Below are 22897 nucleotides of genomic sequence, written 5' to 3'. Positions count from 1 at the left end.
TGATTTATCTCGTTTGGTTAAATCACTAACTAACAGAATCACCTACCACTGATTTGTTAATAATCAACGCCTCCTGCTCCAGTCCCTTTTTATACTTATGCAACAGCTCAATCATGCTAAGTATTGCAGGTTCCTCGATCAGGTTTTGATCGAAGGTAATCTTCTGAATATCGTACAGGTTTTTACTACCCCACTTTACGAGCAATGATTCCACATCCTCTGGAACAAGCCAGGTAGCGCGGGATCCTAAATGCCGCTTGTACTCATGAAGATAAATTCTGATACCGGCAAAATCGAAATCTCCGAAATGAAGATAAGGGTTAGGTATAGTCTTAAGCCACCTGATCAGATCTTTGCTTTGATACTGTGGATAGCGACTCACGAAAAGCGGATGAATATTTTTAAAAAGATGTCGTTGCCTATCTACCTGACTGAAATTCTCTGGATTTTCAATTCCCACGATTGTAACATCCGGATGTGGCACAAAAGATTCATAATCATAAATAAATTGAAAAGTTCCGGCAGGTGGAGTAATTAGGTAGCTTGCTTCATGCAGAGAAGAATGTACAGGTTCGTAGCAATTCACCAAGAAACCTTTAAAAGTACGAACCTTCTTTATCTTAGAATCTGCAGCTATCTGCACCAATTGTGATCTACTAACTTCATCACTTAATACCTGAATATAATTCTCTAGGTTGGCTATGGCATACCTACTCAACAAAAAGGCTTTGAGCTCCTCTGGCCGTGGGAGGGACAAAACACTTTTAGATCTTCCTGCGCGGTTGTCAACAATAATATCCTCCTCCACTAATTCACTTACTAGCGGATAATTTAGTTTACTTGCCGGCAGCTTTTCACCTTGGCACAGCTGCAACAGTTTTTTTGCTAGCGCCTTAGACAGCTTCATTAACAGGAATGTTTTTTACAAGTTTTTTTACCGTAGTTACGTTTCTGCTGTCTTTAGCTAGCAAATAGGTATAACGGTAATCCATGGCGTTGTAGGATGTAGGAGAGCTATTGATTAATAAAATGTTTCGATCGTTGGCAAACTTCAGTATACCCTTTACATTATTAGGGTGCAGCTTACCGATTTCATCCATCATACAATGCAGACTGAAATTCTTAAACCGTTTGGATGCGCTGTCTTTAAACACATTTAACAGCATAATATTTATCATGGCTTTAACCAGAATGTCAGTTCCCTCGGAGCCCACATTAGCCAGCTTTTCTACCCAGCCACTATCATTTTCATTTTCAATAATGCGGAACTCCAATTCGAACGTATCCGACAGGTTTATCTCATGTTGTTTGGTGCCAGCTATCTCATTTGCAAAGCTCTTGAGCAGGCTAACAGCTTTTTTGTTGTTCGATGCGGAGTCATCAGTGCTGAATAAATTTGCCGCTCCCAGAGAATTAGCATAATCGTTGCTGAAGGCCCTTATTTCCTGCAACAGTATGACTATTTTATTGGTACTCTCCGTTAACCTTAGGTTAATGCTTTTGATTACACCAGCAAAATTACGGTCTTCAAAATCCCTATTTATTTTAGTTATTATACTCTGAATGTCTTTCCCTTTAGAAACGAGGTCGGTAGTGTCTTTGCCAATCTGTCTTACTAAGTTGGCAAAGTGTTCATTTGTGCGCCTTTCATATTCACTAATTTTGTCTTCCTCAATAAACTCCTTCAGGTTGTTTGCAAAACCAAGGTAATCTTTGTCATCAATAAGGTTAGTTTTAAACCCAAAGATATTGGTAAGAGAAAAGTCGCTTAAGAATTTATTTACATCCAAACGCAGGTTATTCATCCTGCTGATTAAGCTAAAGCTTTTATCATTTAGGTCCCGAATAAGCTCAAAAAGCCGCTTGTGCGGTTGCATGGCTTTTTTAATATCTAAGACATCTGGCCGAAGCTCCAGCCAAACATCAGTTTGTTGGAATCGGTCGAATTCATTCAGGTCTTCCTGCATCTGCTGGCACGATTCCTGTAAACCCGACAGCTTCAGATTTAGCAATTCAACATTTTCCTGCAGCTTAGCTTTTGTTTGGTCATGTTTCTGCTGCTCCGCTATTAAGCGGGTTTCATAATTCTTTTTATCTGCTTTAAAAGTATCTACAAAGTCGAAAAGCTCCCGCTTATCCTTATTAAAATCAGCAACCTGATCACGGTTATTCTCTATAAAAGTAAGTTCATCCTTTATATGTTGTAGGTCCGTTTCGATTTGGTCCAGTCGATTGGTATCGGCTCCTTCCTGGTCAAGTTCTTTTTTATTTTGTTCTTGAATAGCCGCTATACGGGTAGCAGCTTCTTTCTGCTTTTCCTTAGTATCAAGGTCTAATTGTTGTAGCCTTTGCTGGAGTTCGGCTTGCTCCAGATTTATTTTATTTTGTTTTTCTTTCTTTTTAGCCTCCACCTGAGTACTTAAGCTTTTCTCTGCTTTAGCAAGGTGGTCCACAGCTAATTGTTTTTCATCCTCAGCTTTCTTTATAGCTTCTTTCACGGCATCCAGTTCTAAGCTTTGGGTTTGCTTAGCCTTTGTATGCCATTCTGCAAGAGTAATGGTGGCAAGATCCTTTTCAGATCCTGCTTTACGTGCTTCATATTCTCGTAGAGATATTTTATCTTTCAATGCGAGAATTTCAGGTTGATATTTCTTTTTAAGCTTTTCCTGCTCCTGTGCTTTTTTGTTATCTATACTGGAAATTTTAACTTTCATACGCTCGATTTTCAGTGCTAACTGCTCTTTCTCCGATTCGTAATCTGCCACGCTCTTTACCTTCCTGGAAATCTCCGATAGGTCGATCTCCACACCATAAAAAGAATTTTTACTAAAGTCAGACAATGTTGGTGAAAGACCGGTATGGAACAGTATGCTTTCTTCATCTATTACCTTTCCGATATTCTTCTCCCAGCCTGGGCGGTGTAATTGTAACCAGGTATAGAGCGAATCTTTCTTATCAGTTAACAAGGCTGCTATAGCACTAATTTTTTGATTCAAAGAATTAATTTCAACAAGCAGGTTAGTTTTCTCAGCATTGCATTCGGTTTCATGCTTTGTTTTATCTAAATCCCATTGCTGCTGCACCAACTCAATTTGTTTCTTCCAACCTGCTACTTCAATAGAGGCCGCATGCATCACCTGCTCAGCTTCTCTTATTACTTTTTTTGTATCAGTAATCTCCTTATCGAAATATGGTCTCAGCTCTGTCTCCCGTTTTCGGATATTAAGCGTATTAATTTGGTTAGCTTTATCAGATATGGCTTCTCGAGCACCTATAAGAATTCCTTCACTTTCCCTTTCAATGCCGGAAACTATAACTTCGTATTGCTTGTCAATTTGCTCCTTGAAAGAATAAAAGTTGCCCTGCTGTAAATTCTTTTCGTTACTTTTTGTATTCACAAACCGTTCCAGCTGTATTTGCACCTGCTTAACAAGGGCATCATACTTATTCGTAATTTCACTGAATCGAGCTGATAATAGTCCCTTTTCTTCCAGCAAAGCGGTTTTCTTCTGTTCCCACTCCTGCTTTCTGCTTACTCGAGAAATGAGGCTGGTGATATTTATTCTTTCATACTGCTCCCACTTACTTTTAGCTTCCTTCAGCTTCGAATTCAGCATTGTAATTTGGGTAACAATGTTAGATTTCTTCTGCTGGAATTTCTCATCTGCCTCAGAAACTCTTTTCTGTGCCGCCGCAAATTTTATACTCTCCTCCTCCAAATGCTTTAATTCATTGGGGAGCGCTATCTCCACATGTTTTTGGACAGCAATAAGTAATTCTGCAATTTCAACCTTCTCTTTTTTAAGATAACAGATGTCAGTGTAGTTCCTAGTAATCCTATCGGCTAACAGCCGCACTACAATTTCACCAACCCTGTTTTTGGTGCTCCATTTGCTAATATCGGCCAACTGCTCCTCAAAGTCCCGAAGATGAAAAGCATACTGGTCCAAGTCAACTTTCGCATCCTCTTCATTTAGAGACATGATGATAGTTTGCTTTATGAATTCGGCTTCCAGCTTAGAATTCATGAATACATTCTGAATAGTGCGGGGCAGGTTCTGGTACTGGCGGCTTTCCAGCATAGCAAATTTCCGGAACTCAGCCGTTAGGCCCTTATTATTGCCATACAGGATATCGCGATATTCTTCATAGCGTTCGATTTTCCTGGAGAAATATTTATACCCTGGAAATGTATTTCTTACTTGCTCCCATGGCATTGCTTTATTGTCTTCTCCGATAAAATTGCTTTTGTCAAAAGCGCCCTCGATAAAACGGAAAGCTACACGGCCCTGTGATTTAAAAGCCAGCACACAGAAAGGACCGGTTTCCCTTACTACTTCGTAAACGATATAGGAATTACCGAAAGGGAAATAATACTCATCAAAGCTACGCTTACCTTTTTCGATACCCAGTTTCTGCTTGTCTGCATTATAAAAAAACAGGATAGCCCTTAAGGCTGTGCTTTTTCCTACCCCCTGTGTTCCAATAAAATGAACATTACCGTCAAGGTTTATTTCGGCATAGTAGACATTGGCACTATTTACAAAAACTATTTTATTCAGGTATCTCATTCTGGACGTCTTCAGGGATAGTAATGCTTAAAATCAATTGTTCCAGGTATGCGAAGGAGGCTAGCGTTTTATATTCGTGAAGGATGTCATTTTCAAGTTCAATAAAATTATCCTTCTCTAGTTGGTCCAGCACTTTATCAAAGATTTCGGACTGTTTTACTTTACCACCAGCATATTTTTTAAGACCCTCCAGCTTATTTTTCAAATCAGCATCTACTGATAACCTAACCAATATATTGGATGGAGAGAAGCGGAATCCTGAACCAAAGCCGGGGTCATAGGTTTTAAAGAAATCTACAATATCTATCCATTTCATTGCTATTTCTAACTTGCGATCCAGCTCTGCCTTACTGTCTATTCGGGAAAAATGATAATATTCATTACCCTCCCTGAGAATCAGGTTTATGCCCTGAAAATAGGTGTAATAAGCTTCGAAGTCTTGGTTAATGGCATTATATAATCTTCGTATGGCAGCATTACAGCTATTTGAACAAATAAACTGCCCTTTACTCATAATTTCAAAAGCTTCTGCCGATTGTTTTGGGATCTCTATCATATACTTTTAGGATAAATCAACAGGTACTCCGTCTCTTCGCTTATCTGGTACTTTTCTGTTAGTTCAAATAACAAGTCATATTGTGAAGTAAGTTGGCAATACACCGTCAGGCGTTCTTCAAAAGATAGTACTCTCCCAAAATCATAGGTTTGAAGAAAATCAAAGAGGTTATTGCTGCCTGCTAAAAAGCTGTTCTTTACTTCTTCTAGGTTTACCTGCACTATCACTTGTGTATCAGCTTCTAGGTAGCCTTCCAAGCTGTGATCTGCTAATGGCTGTTTTACCTTTGCATCACTACGGCTGCGGTTTAAAACTTTGCGAATTATCTCCAGTATCTCACCATCATTTTGTAATTGCTCCATAGATAGCTTTAGCGGGTAAGCCGGTTTTGGCTCGTATACTAGAGCATGGTCTGTCTGCAATACCTCTACTATATTGGTTTTACTTTTGAGTTCGAACTGGTCCTTGAGATATTTTATTTGACGTATTTTTTCTACCAGTCCACTTTGGTATTTAAGGCGATTGATAAACTCAATAATTTGCTTTTCAATTTCTATTAGATTGTGTCTACATTCTTTTAGCTGAAGTTTTAGTTTAACAATCACCCGCTGAAGTTCTTCATCAGCAGCTGACTTAAAGAAGGTCTGTTCTTCCTCTCCAGATACAAGATTATCTGTTAAATTTATCAGTATATAAATGTCATTCCGCTTTATATCAAGGTGCTCCAGTTTGGCTTTTTTTACCTTATAATTAGGTTCGTTTTTAAAGGTAATGTCGATATTTCTTTTCAAGTCTACCACGCTTCTGATAGCTGTGACTCCGGTCTTCCGTAAAGCGTTTTTGATTAAGCGTAGGTAACTGTATTTTCGGTTTTCGTTATCCTCTTTCAGATAATAGAGAATATTTTGTTTAATACCCTGGAGATTTTCGTTTATGGAGGATACATTGATTTCTTCATTCACTTCCAGTACTTGCTCAAAAAACTGCAGATACTGGTCATCTAGCTCAAGATAGGATCCGTTTGCCCGCAAGACAGAGTATTCTAACAGCCGTTGTATTTTATCTGTATCAAAATCTACAACCTCTAAGGCATGGTCATAAGTGTATGACAGCGTTTTACGTTTTTCAAATATCTCAGAGAGCAATCTTTGCTCACGACTGAGAATAGCCAATAATTCTTTTATAGATGAGAATGTCCTCACAATACCTGGCTTCTAAGTTTTCCTTTGAGAAATAGTCTTTTGATTAATTTATTTCCGAAAGGGATCATTGAATTGCAATAATAGCAAGATCTAGTTCTTCAAATATAGGGATTTTAAGTTTGTGTATTAACTGGTGAGTCACATATTCCCTATAACTGATTTATGTCAAAAAGAACTTGAAAGCATTGAGTTACAGAAAACGAATACTGCTGCCAAATTAATATTAGAGAAGAAATAGTCCTCCATCCTCATCATGTGCGATAGCAACTGAGTATAATAATTATATAGCTTGATTTTTTATATAGTTAACTCGAAATGCGGCAATTTTAAGTTTTAAAACAACCCGAATTTTGGTAGATGGAGTACAGATTTTACTAATAAATATCGCTATCTTTTATCTATATTGGCAGCAATGAAGAAATCTGCTATGGCTATCAAATCATTAAAGATATTATTCGATATTTGAGTGCTTTGGTCTACCTCAGAAAAGCCTGATTCAGAAATGAGTCAGGCTTTGGTTTTTTACGGCTGATTTATACTTCAGCTGCTAGTCCTTCACAGCAATCCCGAAGTATGGACGCGCTGCGCCTGCTCTTTACTTATCCCAAAGTATGTACTTAAACACACGCACCATAGAGGCTAGGTAATTGTGCCTGTTATACGCTTTCTCTTTAAATGTTTTGAGCATAGGCTGTCTTATCAGTCTGCCGTTAACCATGACCCAGTGCGGGTTTTGCAGGGTGGCGAGGTTCTCCAGCGGGTTGCCCGGGGAAAGCATAAAATTGGCATACTTGCCGTTTTCTATAGTGCTGAATGCGTCATAAACCTTTGCCGGGTTTACGGTGGCTGTTCTTAGCGCCTCGTAGTTCGACATGCCGGCCTGCGTGTAAAACCCAAGCTCCTGGTGCACCGAGAAACCGGGCGCTGTGCCTACAATCCCGGCATCAGTACCGCAAACTATGTTTCCCCTGCCTCATGCAGCCTCCGGATAACCTCTATATGGAAATTGTGCTGCGCGTTTATTCTTGACGTAGCGGTGCTGTCCTTTTCCCTGATGGCCATGTGACGGCTGTAGTCGTCGGAGGCGCTTTGTACGAAGGGGTTAATGTATGCCGCCTGCTCCGAGGCAAGTACCTGCTCGCCTTTGTTGTAAATCTCGGTGAGGTTATAGAAAACCGTCAGAGTGGGGCAGTGTGTTTGGCCCGAGGCCGCATAGCCCTTAACTACGGCTTCCAGTTTTTCACGGTCAAAAGTATAGTTTAGCGGTTGCTGATAGATGTCTTCGGTGTGCTCAACAGTAGTGATGATGGGGTTGAAATGATAGCTGTAATCCACTTTAAAGCTGGGGTGCGCCACAACCGGTATCCCTGATGCCTCAGCTTGTGCCAGCACTGGATCGAAAGTGGCTTTTGGCAGCAGGTTGTAGGTTTTGATGTAATCATAGCCCTGCTCTTTATAGGCAATCACCAGTTTACGTGCTTCTTCGGGGCTATCAACGGGCTTTTTAAGTATATCGCCATCTTCGGGGCCTGTAAACTGTGGGGAAGCTGTGAAGAAAAATGGCCCAAGCAGCTCGCCGCGCTGTATGTCGTTTTTTACGGCCAGGTGGTAAGGCATGCCCAGCAAACTGCGGACAGTGGTTACGCCGTTGGCCAGGTAAAGGCCTAGCTCATACTTATCCCAAAGGTGCATGTGCATGTCTGTGAGCCCCGGCGAGAGGTAGCTGCCCTTGGCATCGATAACGGTTTCTCCCGCGCTGGCAAGGTTCTCGCCAATTTCCTTGATCATGCCGTCCACTACCCGCACATCCATACTTGCCAAAACCGTGTCTGAGGTCATGGGTATGATATGCGCATTCCGGATCAGGTAAGAGTTATTCTGGAACTCGGGCTGCTCGTTAATGCTGAGATAGGCCGTTTGCCGGTTCTCGAGGGCGGTTACGGTAAGCGCCAGCACCGCCAAAAGCGCCACGGCAGCGGCAAGAACATACAAGGCTCGTTTTACATACTTCATATCACGTATCGCTGCTATGTTTTCCCTGGATGGAGACAACCACGTTTCCGGTTTTTTGCCCGGTCAGCACGTAAGCGTATGCCTCGGCGATGGCCGCTAAGGGGTATTCCCGGTCAATGACCGGTTTAAAGGTGCCCTCCTGTAAGTGCTTTTTAATGAACGGCAGGCTTTCCCGGATGCTGTAGGGTACTGGAAAGATAACCTTCTTGCCTTTGCCGAGCGCTGTAAAGGCTGCCAGAATCGGGTTTTGGGCGAATTTTCCTAGCTCCGAGGAAGTATAAACGCCTTTGCTTTTTAGTAGCGGCCGGCACTTCCCGAAACTGCTTTTGCCTACTGTATCAAAGATGAAGTCGTAGCAGTCGTTGTGCCTGGTGAAATCCTGCCGGGTATAATCGTATACTTTATCAGCCGCCAACGATTTAATTAAAGCGATGTTCTTTGTGCTGCAGGTTGCTGTAATGTGGGCACCGTACTGCCTTGCGAACTGCAAGAGCGCTGAGCCAATTGCGCCGCTGGCGCCGTTTATAAGTATACTTTGCCCAGGTTTTATACTTGCCCTCCGGATAAAAGCATAGGCGTAGTGCGCGCCCTCCAGGCTGGCAGCCGCATGCTGGTAATCGATGTTGTCGGGGATGGTGGCCAGGTTGCCTGTGGGTGAAAGGGCAACATACTCGGCCTGGGAGGCCAGGCCCGTATCTGTAAACCCGAACACTCTGTCGGAAACGGAGAAAGAGCTGATGTTGCTGCCGGTGGCTACCACTTCGCCTGCAAGGTCGGTGCCTAAAACCTGTAGCCGTGGCTTAAGGAGCCCTAACACAAAGCGCATGATAAATGGCTGGCCGTCAGGTTGGCGCAGTCTGTGCGGTTAACCGTGGTGGCGTGCACCCGGATCAGTACCTCGTTGCTCTGCGGTACAGGTCTGGCAACCTCTTCTACTTTAATTGCTTTTGGTGGGCCGTATGTTCTGCGTAGTACAGCTATCATGGTCGGTTTAGCTATAAAGTCCTGTCAGGTTTTCCCGGTTATACTTTGCTTTGCCCAGTATTTTAGGCAAGCAATCTATGGCTATTTTCTACTAATATAACAGCTTGTGAACGATGTTGCAAGTAATTGATAATCAATAATTAATGCGTTTGTGACTGTGCGTTGATATAAGGGGGGGTAGAGAATGGCTAAGGAAAGTATACATTAAATTGTACCCGGTTGCCCGGGTATAAAAGTTGCGCAGCCGTCTCAGTAACAATAATATAATAGGTTAATTTTTTCAAGGACAGCCTAGAAAGGCTAGTTTTGCAGCTTAATCAACCAACCCGTTTTTTCATGAAAAGATTTTTACACCTAGCATTTGCACTGCTATTGGGGGTGCAGTATGTCAATGCTCAATCCGCGCCTCCTTCTAACTTATCCGGCGAAGCGCTTAAAACCTGGCTGCGTGAGAACTGGTACGATGGCAAGCGTAATGTATTAGACTATGGTACGGCACGTGGCAAAATGTACAATTACATCGATAACTATAATAACACGGTTACTTGCGTTTATTCAGGTTATCAGGAGAGCAAAGCCTACAGCGAAACATCAACATCTACCGCCATTGGCAATATAAACTGCGAGCACACCGTGCCGCAATCCTGGTTCGACGAGGAGGTGCGTATGCGCTCCGATATTCATCACCTGTTTCCGACGTATATTCAATGGAACAGCGACCGCGGCAGCGATCCGTTCGCTGAGATTCCGGATAACCAAACAACCAAATGGGTGCGAGGGAGCAACTCTCAGTCAGGTATTCCAACTACAAACATAGATGAGTATAGCGAAGATGGCCCTGGCAAATATGAGCCACGCGAGGACCATAAGGGTAACCTGGCCAGAGCTGTATTCTACTTCTACACAATGCATGCTGGCCAAAGATTTGACTCAGGGAAAGGCACTATCTCTGCCGTGGCAGATATAAATACGCTTTACCAGTGGCACCAGCAAGACCCGGTTGATGCCCGTGAGCGCGAGCGCAATAACCGCGTAGAAGTATCGCAGGGTAACAGAAACCCATACATCGACTACCCAGACCTTGTTGCAAAAGCCTGGAACCTGACTCCTGCTGTTTGCGAGGCAACCACGCAAATCACCAACCTAAATTTAATCACTGCTTCCCCTGTTTCTTTAAAGGCAACCTGGACAAACGGTAATGGCAACAGCCGACTGGTGGTAGTAAGAGAAGGCGCTGCTGTAGATTTTATACCATCTGGGAGCTACACAGGTATAGATGCAGACTTTAGCCTGGCCGCAGACCAGGGCAATGGCCATAAAATAGTGTTTGGAGCCAATGGTTCGGATGTAGTTATAACTGGCCTAAAGGCTAACACAACTTACCACGTGCAAGCATTTGAGTATTGTGCATCGTCGGCGACGTACGTAACGGCCAACGCGCCGGCTCAATCCATTACCAGCCCGGATTATACCTGCAGCGGCACACCGGCAGCGCCAACAGCTGTGGCGGCAACTGGCGTCACGAAAAATAGCTTTAGCCTGAGCTGGACGAATGGCGGCGGCGATAGCCGTTTGGTAGTTCTAAGAAAAGGCGAGCCAGTAAACTTTGTGCCTGCCAATGGCACCACATATACAGGTGCAAATGCAGATTTTTCGTTAGCAAATGCTCTGGCTGATGGCAGTAAGCTAATTTATGTAGGTGCCGAAAGCAGCATAGCAATTACTGGTCTGGAGTCAGGCACTATATATTATGCCCAAATCTTCGAGAGCTGTTCTAATGGCTATGTTTATGCTACTGAAGGAGCCCCATCTTATGGCGTAACAACGGAAGCAGCAACTACTAACCCGCCTGTGGGCAACGGCAACGCCATCGCCATCCAGGATTTTAACGGCGCGGCTACGGATGGCTGGGCGGTAACTTCCGGCTTTAGCAAGTCAAGCGACAACACGGGTAACCCTAGCGGGCAGCGTGTGCGAAGCGGATCAAGCCACCAGGTAAGCGCAACTACCAGCACCTTGGAGTTTGCCTCCGTAGATGTAACTGGTAAAACGGGTGTTTATGTAGAGCTTTACAATTCCTCTGTATCAGTTTCGTCAGGAAACGGCATCGAAGCTTCAGACTACTTAGAAGTATACGTAGCTCTGAACGGCGGAGCATTTCCTGCTGCTCCAGAGATCAAAATAACAGGCGACCAATCTGATAACAATGTGCGCTACGGCATGAATGGAACCGCAGTGATTGCTACCACAGCGGGTACGCCGGTGACTAGAACATTTATTAAAGCAGATGGCGAAGCCGGAGACATAGCTGCAGAAATAGCTCCCTCAAAATTGCAGGTAAGTATACCCGATGGAGCTTCTTCTGTAAAGCTGAAGCTTGTGGTTAAAACAGGTTCTTCTTCTAATGAAGTATGGTGCATCGACGATGTCGGCCTTTATGCGGCCGCTGCTACAACCGATTGTGATGAGAATGCCCTGGAGAACATTGCTGGTGAAGATAAGGCGGTGTGCACTAACCAGGCAGTAACTATTGGCGCCGCTGCGGCACAGGGTTATACGTATACCTGGTCTCCGGCTGCTGGCCTCAACGATGCTAGTGCTGCAAACCCTACGGTTTCCACTACAGTTGGCGGTACTTATACATACACCGTTACCGCTACAGACGGAACCTGCTCTTATCAGGACGAGGTTACGATTACTGTCACCACAGCTCCCGAAAAACCAACCATCACACGCAACAACCAAGAGCTGACTGCCTCTGTGGATGGCGAAACATATGAGTGGCTGAAAGATGGTAAAGTAGTTGCCGGGGCAATCTCTAAAATTATCTCTGTGAGCGAGTCAGGTACTTACACAGTGCGCGTACGCAACAACGAAAACTGCTATTCAGAGTACTCTGAAGGTTTAGAAGTGGTGCTGCAGCCTAACGCCCTGCCAGATGCCACCAAAGCGGGCATTAGCATCTTCCCGAACCCAACACAGGGCAAATTGCTTTTAACAACCAAACAACCACTTCATAGTGTGCAAGTAAATGTGCTCAACGCCCTTGGGCAGGTGGTGCTAAGCAAGCAGCTCCCTGTATGGCAAGTGCAGCAAGAGCTTAACCTACAGCACTTGCCTCAAGGCATGTATTTTATACATATTACTTCTGCCCATGTGCAGGCTATGCAACGTATTGTGCTGGCAAAATAGATTATAGTTTAACTTATTGATAGAAAGCCTGTAACATTTGTTGCAGGCTTTTTTATTTATAGCGCAAGACGGTGCAATTTTTAAAATTGTGGGTTCGTTAATATATTAACTATGATAAAAAACAAAGTTGAATTGTAACCTTTTTAAGTAGATCTCTTTAAAGGGAAAGGTAAAATGCCCTCCAGGCAGTTGTCTTTAAGATAGTATAACCCAGGAGGGCGTAAGCTTATTGACTCGTGGTTTCTATCTTATGCGGATGGGAGGTAAAATACTCTGTATCTTAAATATATAGATTTCGTAATACTAATGATCTAAGCCTATAGTTCACCCTTAACCCCGACTTAATGCATCTCTTTTTACATAAGCGCCTTTATTTTGTATTTGCGCTCCTGTACCTACTACTGGCGTCGCCTGAACGGTTGTGGGCCCAGGCATGTACTGCACCTACCATCACCACCGACAAAACCTCCATCTGTAGCGGGGAGAGCACTACCTTGCTGCTAAGCCCGGAGCCAACCTATCCTGTTACATCTTATCAGTGGTTTGTAGACGAGGACGGCGATGGCGTGTTTACGGCCGTGCCAGGGGCAACCAGCAAATCACAGGCTGTTGGTACGGCAGGCGTTTACCAACTCCAAATTACCAGTAGCGACTGTGGTCCACAAGTCTCAAATAATATCAGGGTAAACGTAACCGATCGGCCTTCAACGCCGGTTATCTCGGTTAACCCAGCCTCAGGAGCTATTTGCGGCGGCGATCAGGTTACGTTCACGGTGCAGTCACCGGAGGCCGGGGTAGATTATATCTGGCGTGTAGATGGCAGTAATCCGAAATCAGGAACCCAAGTAATGTATACTTTTGAGTCGTTTGGGGTGGGCTCAGACTTCTTTACCGTATCGGTAGAGGCCATCAGGCAGCCAGGCAGTTGCCGCACCCTCGAAGATATTACCGTAGAAGTTCGCCAGACACCTGTCATTGATTTTAGCGAGGAAAATGATTTCACGGTCTGCCTCGAAGACTCTATTAACCCTGCCGACACCACGGTGGTTGCTAAACTTGTTAACAACATCCAAGAGCCATACTTGTCAAACATTGCCGCATACTTTATAGACTGGGGGGATGGAAACGGGGAGCAAAGATACCCCGGCGACCCATCGCTGTTTCCGGAAGAAGGCCCGGAGTATACGGATTTTGGCTCATACCCGATAAAGGTAAGGGTGGAGAGCAACAACGGCTGCGAGGCCACTTTTGAGCGCGAGTTCTTTTACGGCAAAAACCCAAAGGCAAACTTCACCACCAACAAAGAGGCCGTAGGCACGCCGCAAAGCTGCACGCCCGTGATTTGGTCGTTTGGCGATAGCACTACCGTGGGTGACGGCCTTTCCGATGACCTGACGTACAAGTGGGAGATCATGGACCAGATGAACATTGGAGGCTGGGAAGTGCAACTAGGGGAAACTCTCACAGAAGATACGCTGCGGGTTCAGTTTAACAACTCAGGTGTGTTTGAAGTGCAACTGATCGTGAGCAACAGCTGTAGCTCAGACACTACTTCGCAAAGTATAATTGTAGGCTACCCGCAGGCACAGCTAGGCGGAAGTATAACAGCCTGCGGCGACACCACCATCAGGTATGATCAGACAACAGTCTTCTTCGACCCTAACTTCGGGAACACGGTTTCTTACGAGTGGTTTGTGAACGGGCAGCAAGTATCGAGGCAGCAGTATCCTACTTTAAGGTTCGATGACCCTGGCACGTATAATGTGGAAGTCCGGATAACCAATGAGTGCGGCACCAGCGACGACCTGGGGCAGCAGCAACCGCCGCAGGTGATAACCATTCTTCCGGTTCCAGGCCCACCGGTTATCAGCAATGTAACAACCTGCTCTGGCGATAGCGCCTTGCTGGCGCCAACCGGGCCAGGTACGTCTTATAATTTTTATGATAACAGAGGTAACCTGGTATTCACGGGAGCATCCTACAAAACTCCGCCGCTTACCGGAGCCACTACCTTCCGGGTAGAAACTATTGATAGCAACAACTGCCCCAGCGATATGGTGACGGTTTTTGTTGGTGTAGTACCTGCCATTGGTAATAATACCATTATAGGGGCGCAGAGCATCTGCGTGGGCGATGCCCCTGCCGAGCTTACAGGCAGCCAGCCAAGCGGAGGGGCCGGCGGCAGTTATGTTTATACTTGGCAGATAAGCACAACTGGCCCTGCCAGCGGATTTACAAAAGCCACAGGCACCAGCAACAGCCAAAATTATAAGCCGGAATCCATTGGGCAAACATCGTGGTTCCGCCGTGTAGTTAACTCAGGGAGCTGCACTGCCGATACCAGCGCAGCGGTACAGGTAACCGTGGTGCCGCGCATCGAGAACAATACAATCAGTGAGGATCAGGAGATTTGTGCAGATGATATGCCTGCCACGCTAGTCGGCGAGCGGCCAACCGGAGGCGATGGCACAAACTATAATATTATTTGGGAAGTAAGCACTGCCGGGCCTGATAACGGATTTGTGCCTGCGTCAGGCAGCAACGCCGGAGAAAATTATGACCCGGATATGCTTACCCAAACCAGCTGGTTTAGGCGCGTGGTCGAGTCCGGAGGGTGCCGTGTTACTTCAGAGCCGGTAGTCATTACCGTGTATGATGCACTTGCCAACAACACCATCAGCATCGAAGAAGACGAAACTTGCACAGGCACTGCGCCAGGCGTAATTACTGGTTCTGAGCCAACGGGCGGTAGCGGAAGTTATACCTATACTTGGCAGAGCAGCACGGCTGGTCCTAATGCCGGGTTTACTGCAGCAACCGGTACCAACAACGGGCAAAGCTACTCGCCGGGCAGGCTTGGGCGCACCACCTGGTTTAGGCGTATAGTTGGCTCAGAAGCCTGCAGTGCAGATACCAGCGCTGTGCTTGTAATTACTGTTAGCCCTGCTGTGCGCAACAACACCATTGTGGCCAGCCAAGCTACAGTTTGTACAGGCCAGGCCCCTAACCCGATTACAGGAAGTATGCCAACCGATGGCGCTGGTGGTTATACTTATCTGTGGCAAAGCAGTACCATTAGCGCAACTGCAGGATTTGTGCAGGCCTCAGGTACCAACGACGGGCAAAACTACACACCGCAAGCGTTAAACCGCAATACTTGGTTCCGGAGGGTAGTGTTCTCGGGTGGTTGTTCCGATACTTCTAATGTAGTCAGTATAACGGTATTGCCTATTCCTGCAACGCCTACGGTGGCTGTGAGCAATGCTACAGCCTGTCTAAACGGATCCGTAACACTATCGGTGGCTAACCCGAACGGGTCAGAATACAGATGGTATACTTCCTCCACAGGCGGCTCTCCGGTATTTATCGGGGCAGAGTATACCATTGACAATGTAACGCAATCTGCCACTTATTATGTAGAAGCCGTAAATGCGCAGGAATGTGCCAGCGCAAGCCGGGCGCCGGCAACTGTAACCGTGGTAACGGTAGAGGCCAGCGCAGGCCCAGACAAAACGGTTATTCAGGGGCAGACGGTGGAACTGCGTGGCACAGGTGGGGCAACTTACCAATGGGAGCCGGCAACCTACCTTAACAACCCGAACATCGCTAACCCGATCGCAAGGCCGGAAGAAACTATTACCTACACCGTTACCGTGACGTCCAGAGAAGGATGTGTAGATACAGCCAGCGTTACGGTAGAGGTTATCCCGGGCATAAAAATACCAAACGCCTTCACGCCAAACGGTGACAATGTGAACGAAGTATGGGAAATAGAAAACTTCGAGAACTACCCGGACATGCGTGTGGAAGTGTTCAACCGCTGGGGCAATAAAATCTTCAGTTCCAAAGGCTATGGTGTGCCCTGGGATGGTACTTATAATGGCAAGGAACTGCCTGTAGCAACCTATTACTACCTCATTTATCTGGAGCGGATAAGTGATGAGCCGATTTCTGGTAACGTGACCATTATCCGATAAGACATGAACAAGCCGCTTATACTTATACCATTGCTGGTTTTTGCGTTGGCACTGCAGGCCTTTGGGCAGCAGCGGCCGCAATACAGCCAGTACATGTTAAACAATTACCTACTTAACCCTGCCATATCCGGCATCGAGGACTATGCGGATATACGCGTTAGCCACCGGAGGCAGTGGGTGGGGCTAGATGGTGCGCCAAGTACATATTACGTATCGGCGCACACGCCGCTCAATAAAGGAGCCTCCGGTAACAAGTATCACCGGGCGCTGGCTCACCATGGCGTCGGGACTATCTTTCATACGGACAAAACCGGGCCCTTGCGCCGAACAGGTCTTAGCATATCATACGCGTATCATTTGCCTATTACAACAAGTATAAACGTGTCGGCAGGCGTGTCCACGGGGCTTATCCGAAACTCCATCAATACCAGTGACCTGACTTTTACCAACGAGAATGACCCATTGGCCGGAGGTGGAAGTATAAATAACACTGCGCTAGACCTGAACCTGGGAATGTGGATTTACTCGCGCAACTTCTCGGTGGGTGTAGCTGGTGCCCAACTTCTGAAAAATGCGGCTAGCTTCGGCAACGGGCCAGTGGTTAGCAACGAGGCAACCCTGGAGCTGCAGCGGCACTACTTTATTTCGGGTAGCTACCGTTTGGAACCTACCGAAAACATTGATGTAATCCCATCGGTAATGCTGAAGCTAGCCGACCCTAGCCCCGCCTCGATCGATGCCAGTGTGCGGGTTGTTTACGATGAGCGGGTTTGGCTAGGTGGAGCCTATCGCCACAACGATGCCGCCGTAGCCATGGTTGGGCTATACATCAGCCCACTACTGGACCTTTCCTATTCCTACGACTTTACAACCTCAGACCTAAATAATGTGAGTGCCGGAACCCATGAAGTAGTAATTGGCTTCAAGCTTCTGAACAACAGACGAATTATTTGCCCGCAATGGGTCTGGTAAACACCGGATAGAGTTAAGGTATAGCAAACAGCCCAAGCACAAATGCTTGGGCTGTTTGCTTTTAAGGCATTTAGCTCAGACGCCTGAAAAAAATATACAGGCTATGTTACTTTTTTAAACAATTTGGTGTTTGATGGCAGAAGTTCAAAAATACTGTGGCACAACATATAAAAATTAGCGGATTTATATTAAACAATATCAGGTAAATATATAGCGTTAATCGTATATTTGTATGTGGTTTCGAAAAGGAAAAATTTAAACTTTTAAGTATAATTTGCATTGCATCTAAAATTGTGAAAATTTAGATGTGTAGAACAGGGCAACCCTGCCATTTGGAGATTGCTTGTTTTTATGTGTAATTTTTATAGTTTAATATTGCACCGGAAAAGTCTGGTTTAGTATATAGTTTAGGGCGGAAGTAATTGAGTTAGTACAATGTAGCTTTTGCACTCAGTCCTGAAGGTTCCACTCAAAGGAAAATTGGTTATAGCGAAATTTTACAATAACGTTGAATGAGAAGGTGGTTTGAAAAAGTTATACTTCCTGTAGTATGCTTTTGGGTATTGGCTTTCGCAGGCTATGCGCAGCAGGCTCCATCTCTTGGTGCCCTATATGAGTTCAGCGCCGTTTCGCCGAACAAGATTCTTAGCTCTGGGAATACGGTAGTGCATGCAAGCATGGGTGTATCTAACGGTACAGTGGTAGGCTTTCCGCCAGGCCAATGCAAACGGGAAATACACCAAGGAAACCAGTTGGCCAACCAGGCTGTGGCAGACGCCGCAACCGCGTTCGATTTTATGGCCAACCAGGCCAATACAGGCACTATAGGCTCTGGTAATATTTCTGGCACCACCATTACGCCTGGCGTTTACACCATCAACGGAAACGCAAACCTAAACGGAAAACTAACGCTAAATGGCCAGGGGCAAGATAAGCCTGTCTTTATCATTAAGATTCAGGGCAATTTCAACCTAGTGAAAGGCGAGTACGAGCTTCTGAACAACGCAGCCGGTATTAACCTGTTTTGGGTGGTAGAAGGCGAGGTGCAAGTGCATAAAAGCGCGGCCGCGCTAGGCAATATCTTCTCCAGAGGGAACATTGTTATGCAGGATGGTGCGCAGCTGCAGGGGCGGCTTATTAGCCGTAGCGGTGAAATTCAGCTTTCTAACAATACTCTGAACCACCCAGCCGACCTGATGCTTACCCTGTCTAAAACGCCAGGTTCTAAGGGCGCTAACACCTATGCCTTCGGCGAAACGGTAACTTACACTATAAAAGTTCGCAATAACGGACCTACAATTGAGGATGGTGTGGTTGTGTCGGGAGTGCAGTATACCGGCGAGATGCAAAGCTATACTTCTTCCAGGCCCGGAAGCACATTCAATGGCACAAACTGGGTAATCGGCACGCTCAATTATAAAGAAGAAGCAACGTTAAATATTGTGGCAAAAGTAAACCAGGCCGGCGCAGGATATCTGAGGGCCCTGGTGTATGGCTTTGGTATTGATGAAATAAGAGATAACAACACAGGTGACCTTAACTTCTGCGTGCTCCTGTCGGAGACCGGTGAAATTGCCGGACCTGTGGAAGTCTGCAGAAACGAAAACTTCGTGTATAGTATTGCCCCAGTAGAAGGTGCCACTCGTTATAGCTGGAGCGTGCCGTCGGGCTGGAGTTTCACGCAGCTTGGGCAAACCTCAATCCGGGTAACGCCAGGCTCCAACGCAGGAGCTATTAAGGTTACAGCCAGCAACACGTGCGGCGAAGGCCCGGCCCGCACCCTTGAGGTAACGCCGATGCCAGAAAAACCAGCACAGCCAAGCCCTATACAAGGGCCAGCCGAGCTTTGTGTGGGGGCCAAAGGTATAACCTATCTCGTGCCACCTACAGAGTATGCTTCTTCATATACCTGGAGCCTGCCTGCTGGCTGGTCTTTTGTATCAGGAGAAGGCACCAACGAGATTGTAGTAAACCCGGGCACCACCGGCGGTACGATCTCTGTAATTGCGAAAAACACCTGCGGAGATAGCGAGCCGCGTACCATAGATGTGATTATCCAGGACAACCCTCCTACCCCTCCTGCAGAAATATTAGGGGCGATCCAAGGATGCGTAGGGTCCACGGTAAACTATGAGGTAGAGCCAGTACCAGGCGTTTCATACTATAACTGGGCCATAACCGGTGATTGGCAGATTCTGAGTGGCCAAGGAACGCGTGCAGTTACAGTAAGGGTAGGTACTGTGGCGAGTGAAATATCTGTTTCAGTGCAAAATGCCTGCGGGCAAACAGCTGGTATCAGCAAGGCGATAGAGCCTGTTACGGCGCCAACGCCGGCACCAGGCCAAATTACTGGTCCTGCTGTAACGTGCCTTAACCAAAATGGGTTAGAGTATTCAATCAGCGCTATGCCAACCGCAACCAGTTATACCTGGTCTGTGCCTTCGGGCTGGTCTATTGTATCGGGCCAAGGCACAACATCCATCATAGTTAACGCTGGTAACCAGGCGGGCAAAATTACAGTTGTTGCGGTTAATGCTTGCGGGCCAAGTGAGAGCAGTGCGCTTGCTGTTGAAGTAACGACAGAAGCACCTACAATGCCAGGCCCTATTACAGGTACTGTGTATGGTTGCGTAGGCAAAACCACTACGTACACCATCAGCGATGTGGCAGGTGCAGTATCTTATAGCTGGTCTGTACCATCAGGCTGGTCTATCGTATCAGGGCAAGGCACAACATCTATTGAGGTGCAGGTAGGAAGCCAGGCTGGAAAAGTGACCGTAACCGCAAACAACGGCTGCGGAGCTGGCGCTACCCGCGATCTGGACGTAAACCCGCAAACCTCCCCTCCCGCCGCACCAGCAGTAATAAGCGGCCCCGCAGAAGTATGCGAGGGTGTGTCTGGCTTTACATATAGCGTAACACCAATAGCAGGTGTGAGCAGCTATAACTGGACTGTGCCAGCCGACTGGGTTATCCTATCTGGGCAGGGTACAAACAGCATTACCATTAAAGCAGGAGCTACAGCAGGAAGTGTGTCAGTAGCAGCCGTTAACGATTGTGGCGAAAGTGCCAAAGCAAGTATAGCCGTTACAGTAGTGCCGTCACCACCAGATAAGCCGGGTGCCATTACTGGTTTACCATCGGTGTGTACTAATCAGCCAAGCATAACTTACTCTATTGATCCTGTGCCTTACGCTTCGTCCTACATCTGGTCGGTGGGCGGCAATGGCTGGTCTATCGTGTCGGGGCAGGGCAGCACAAGCATTGTTGTAAACGCTGGGGCTACAGGTACTACTATTACTGTAAAAGCTGTAAATGCATGCGGTGTAACCGGAGAAACACAGCTAGCAACGGTAGTGACGGCCGCTGTGCCACAGCAACCGGGGCCAATTACCGGCACCACAATTCCGTGTGTTGGTAAAACCTACACGTTTAGTATTGATGCAGTAAAAGATGCTTACAAATATATATGGTCAGTACCAGCCGGCTGGAAGATTATCGATGACAAAGGTACCTCTATTGTAGTGGAGACCGGAGCAACCGCTGGCACCGTACGTGTTACAGCTGATAACAGCTGTGGTGCTGGCCCAGAGCGCACACTACAGGTTTCGCCAACAAATACAGCGCCTGCGGCTCCTAAAGCTATACTTGGTAACCCTGATGCCTGTGCAAAGGGCGAAGCAATATTCTCGGTAGAAGCTGTGGCAGGGGCGAGTTCATATACCTGGCAAGTGCCAGCAGACTGGACGATAACCTCAGGGCAAGGTAGTACAAGTGTAAAAGTACAAGTGGGTACCACACCGGGCACCATCAGGGTAACCTCAGGAAACGACTGCGGCGACGGCGCTTCTATCTCCCGCGAGATTATACTTAACACTGCATCACCACTTAAACCAGGCACCATTACTGGCAACCAGCAAGGGTGCTCAAACGCAACGGTTACCTATAGCATCGATCCGGTAAAAACAGCAACGGGGTATACTTGGTCTGTGCCGTCGGGGTGGGTAATTGTATCCGGCCAGGGCACTACAAGCATTACTGTGCAGGTAGGTACTGGGGCTGGCAACGTTAGTGTGTCTGCAAATAACAGCTGTGGCAATAGTAGTGCATCTGCGCTGGCAGTAGTAGCTGCGCAGGATGTGCCGCCAAGCATTGGCTCTATCATAACGCCAGCTGGTAGCTTTTGTCAGCAAACCGCCGGGCTGAAATATAGTGTTGCCCCAGTAAGCGGTGCCCAATCTTATACTTGGGAGGTACCAACCGGATGGACAATCACTGCGGGCCAGGGAACCAATGCTATTACAGTTACAGCAGGTGCAGCGGCTGGCAAGATAAAAGTAGCGGCAGTGAATGCCTGCGGTACCGGCAGCAGCACAACCGTTGATGTGGTACCGCAAACCAGCCCTGTAGTGCCGCAACTGGCCGCTGGCCCGGCTAACCCGTGCATTGGCAGCAGCAGCACCTATAGCGTTACTTCAAATACCAATATCGATTCATACTTCTGGGAAGTGCCTGCCGGCTGGGTTATCGTGTCCGGGCAAAACACAGCTACCTTAGTTGTGATTGCCACTGCAACTGGCGGAAAGATTAAAGTTACAGCCAAAAACAGCTGCGGCGATAGCGGCAAGGCCGAAATGGAGGTTGTCCCGTCAACGGTTGCACCACTGGCCCCGGGAGCCATACTTGGTGAAAGCGGCCTATGTGTTAACCAAGAGCTGAAGTATACTTTAGAGCATGTCAGCGCCAACACGGTTTATACTTGGGCAGTGCCGGCTGGCTGGCAAATTGTTTCGGGCCAGGGTACAGGTACAATCACGGTAAGAGCAGGTGAAGGGGCAGGCACCATAACGGTAGCTGGCAGCAACGGCTGCGGCAGCACCAGCCCTGTATCGCTTAACGTGGCGGCTATGCCTGCCGAAGGAGCTACAGCCATTCTAGACAGCAGCAACCCGTGCGAGGGGCTCAGCTACGAAGTAGAGCCGGTGCCGGGCGCTACAACCTACACGTGGCAGGTACCAGCCGGATGGGTGATTACATCCGGGCAAAATACACCGAAAATCACAGTAACACCAGGTATGAGCCGCGGAGATATCAGTCTGGTGGTAAGCAACGGCGGCTGCACCGATGAGCCGCTTTACATTGCGGCAGACCCGGCCCTGGCTTTAGGCGAGTTAAACTTCCCGAACGTGTTCTCCCCTAACGGAGACGGCAACAACGATACTTGGGTTATACAGAACCTCAGGAACTATCCGGATAATGAGGTGACCGTGATTAACCGCTGGGGCAACCAGGTATACAACAGTAAATCTTACAAGGATAATTGGGGTGGCGATAACCTGAGCGAGGGCACTTACTTCTATGTGGTGCGCGTGAAGATGTGTGACGGGCAGGATAAGATGTACAAAGGATACGTGATGATAGTAAGGTAAG

At 46.8% G+C, this 22897-nt stretch carries 12 protein-coding genes; 4 read left to right on the top strand and 8 right to left on the bottom strand.

Features of this window, described 5'->3' with window-relative positions; translation table 11 throughout:
- Nucleotides 1-25: 25 nt before the first annotated feature.
- From D1627_RS10560 to D1627_RS18530, 8 genes are all read right to left on the bottom strand, one after another.
- Nucleotides 26-907, bottom strand: a complete 882-nt coding sequence (locus tag D1627_RS10560; protein ID WP_199688419.1) for a DUF7281 domain-containing protein — start codon at nucleotides 905-907, stop codon at nucleotides 26-28.
- Complete coding sequence (locus tag D1627_RS10555) at nucleotides 894-4571, bottom strand: ATP-binding protein (protein WP_119432206.1); 3678 nt, start codon at nucleotides 4569-4571, stop codon at nucleotides 894-896. Before D1627_RS10555 ends, D1627_RS10560 begins: the two co-directional genes overlap by 14 nt.
- Entirely contained in the window at nucleotides 4555-5127 is a 573-nt protein-coding gene (locus D1627_RS10550; RefSeq protein WP_233555591.1) for a condensin complex protein MksE, read from the bottom strand. The genes D1627_RS10555 and D1627_RS10550 overlap by 17 nt, the downstream gene beginning before the upstream one ends.
- A complete protein-coding gene (locus D1627_RS10545) occupies nucleotides 5124-6329 on the bottom strand; it encodes a hypothetical protein (protein ID WP_119432205.1) in 1206 nt (401 codons plus the stop codon). Before D1627_RS10545 ends, D1627_RS10550 begins: the two co-directional genes overlap by 4 nt.
- 595 nt (nucleotides 6330-6924) lie before the next feature.
- Nucleotides 6925-7239, bottom strand: a complete 315-nt coding sequence (locus D1627_RS10540; RefSeq protein ID WP_233555590.1) for an amidohydrolase family protein — start codon at nucleotides 7237-7239, stop codon at nucleotides 6925-6927.
- A gap of 47 nt (nucleotides 7240-7286) precedes the next feature.
- On the bottom strand, nucleotides 7287-8342 hold the full coding sequence (locus D1627_RS10535; protein ID WP_119432203.1) for an amidohydrolase family protein: 1056 nt from the start codon (nucleotides 8340-8342) through the stop codon (nucleotides 7287-7289).
- 1 nt (nucleotide 8343) lies between these two features.
- Complete coding sequence (locus tag D1627_RS10530) at nucleotides 8344-9168, bottom strand: NAD(P)-dependent alcohol dehydrogenase (protein WP_233555589.1); 825 nt, start codon at nucleotides 9166-9168, stop codon at nucleotides 8344-8346.
- Nucleotides 9153-9326, bottom strand: a complete 174-nt coding sequence (locus D1627_RS18530; protein ID WP_233555588.1) for a hypothetical protein — start codon at nucleotides 9324-9326, stop codon at nucleotides 9153-9155. The genes D1627_RS10530 and D1627_RS18530 overlap by 16 nt, the downstream gene beginning before the upstream one ends.
- A gap of 336 nt (nucleotides 9327-9662) precedes the next feature.
- Between D1627_RS18530 and D1627_RS10525 the strand changes: the two genes are divergently transcribed.
- The 4 genes from D1627_RS10525 to D1627_RS10510 all read left to right on the top strand — a co-directional run bounded on the left by D1627_RS10525 (nucleotide 9663) and on the right by D1627_RS10510 (nucleotide 22896).
- A complete protein-coding gene (locus tag D1627_RS10525; RefSeq protein WP_119432202.1) occupies nucleotides 9663-12518 on the top strand; it encodes an endonuclease in 2856 nt (951 codons plus the stop codon).
- Nucleotides 12519-12862: 344 nt separating this feature from the next.
- Complete coding sequence (locus D1627_RS10520; protein WP_119432201.1) at nucleotides 12863-16495, top strand: Ig-like domain-containing protein; 3633 nt, start codon at nucleotides 12863-12865, stop codon at nucleotides 16493-16495.
- Nucleotides 16496-16498: 3 nt separating this feature from the next.
- Complete coding sequence (locus D1627_RS10515) at nucleotides 16499-17467, top strand: PorP/SprF family type IX secretion system membrane protein (RefSeq protein WP_119432200.1); 969 nt, start codon at nucleotides 16499-16501, stop codon at nucleotides 17465-17467.
- 512 nt (nucleotides 17468-17979) lie between these two features.
- Complete coding sequence (locus tag D1627_RS10510) at nucleotides 17980-22896, top strand: ice-binding family protein (protein ID WP_119432199.1); 4917 nt, start codon at nucleotides 17980-17982, stop codon at nucleotides 22894-22896.
- Nucleotide 22897 lies beyond the last annotated feature (1 nt).

Source organism: Pontibacter oryzae (assembly GCF_003576375.1).
In the GTDB taxonomy this organism is placed as follows: domain Bacteria; phylum Bacteroidota; class Bacteroidia; order Cytophagales; family Hymenobacteraceae; genus Pontibacter; species Pontibacter oryzae.
The sequence above is the reverse complement of the archived record's forward strand: the minus strand, read 5'-3'. Positions and strand labels throughout refer to the sequence as shown.

Coding starts and splice junctions, on each gene's coding strand:
- D1627_RS10560 (WP_199688419.1), bottom strand. CDS start 907: ATGAAGCTGTCTAAGGCGCTAGCAAAAAAACTGTTGCAGCTGTGCCAA.
- D1627_RS10555 (WP_119432206.1), bottom strand. CDS start 4,571: ATGAGATACCTGAATAAAATAGTTTTTGTAAATAGTGCCAATGTCTAC.
- D1627_RS10550 (WP_233555591.1), bottom strand. CDS start 5,127: ATGATAGAGATCCCAAAACAATCGGCAGAAGCTTTTGAAATTATGAGT.
- D1627_RS10535 (WP_119432203.1), bottom strand. CDS start 8,342: ATGAAGTATGTAAAACGAGCCTTGTATGTTCTTGCCGCTGCCGTGGCG.
- D1627_RS10530 (WP_233555589.1), bottom strand. CDS start 9,168: ATGCGCTTTGTGTTAGGGCTCCTTAAGCCACGGCTACAGGTTTTAGGC.
- D1627_RS18530 (WP_233555588.1), bottom strand. CDS start 9,326: ATGATAGCTGTACTACGCAGAACATACGGCCCACCAAAAGCAATTAAA.
- D1627_RS10525 (WP_119432202.1), top strand. CDS start 9,663: ATGAAAAGATTTTTACACCTAGCATTTGCACTGCTATTGGGGGTGCAG.
- D1627_RS10520 (WP_119432201.1), top strand. CDS start 12,863: ATGCATCTCTTTTTACATAAGCGCCTTTATTTTGTATTTGCGCTCCTG.
- D1627_RS10515 (WP_119432200.1), top strand. CDS start 16,499: ATGAACAAGCCGCTTATACTTATACCATTGCTGGTTTTTGCGTTGGCA.
- D1627_RS10510 (WP_119432199.1), top strand. CDS start 17,980: ATGAGAAGGTGGTTTGAAAAAGTTATACTTCCTGTAGTATGCTTTTGG.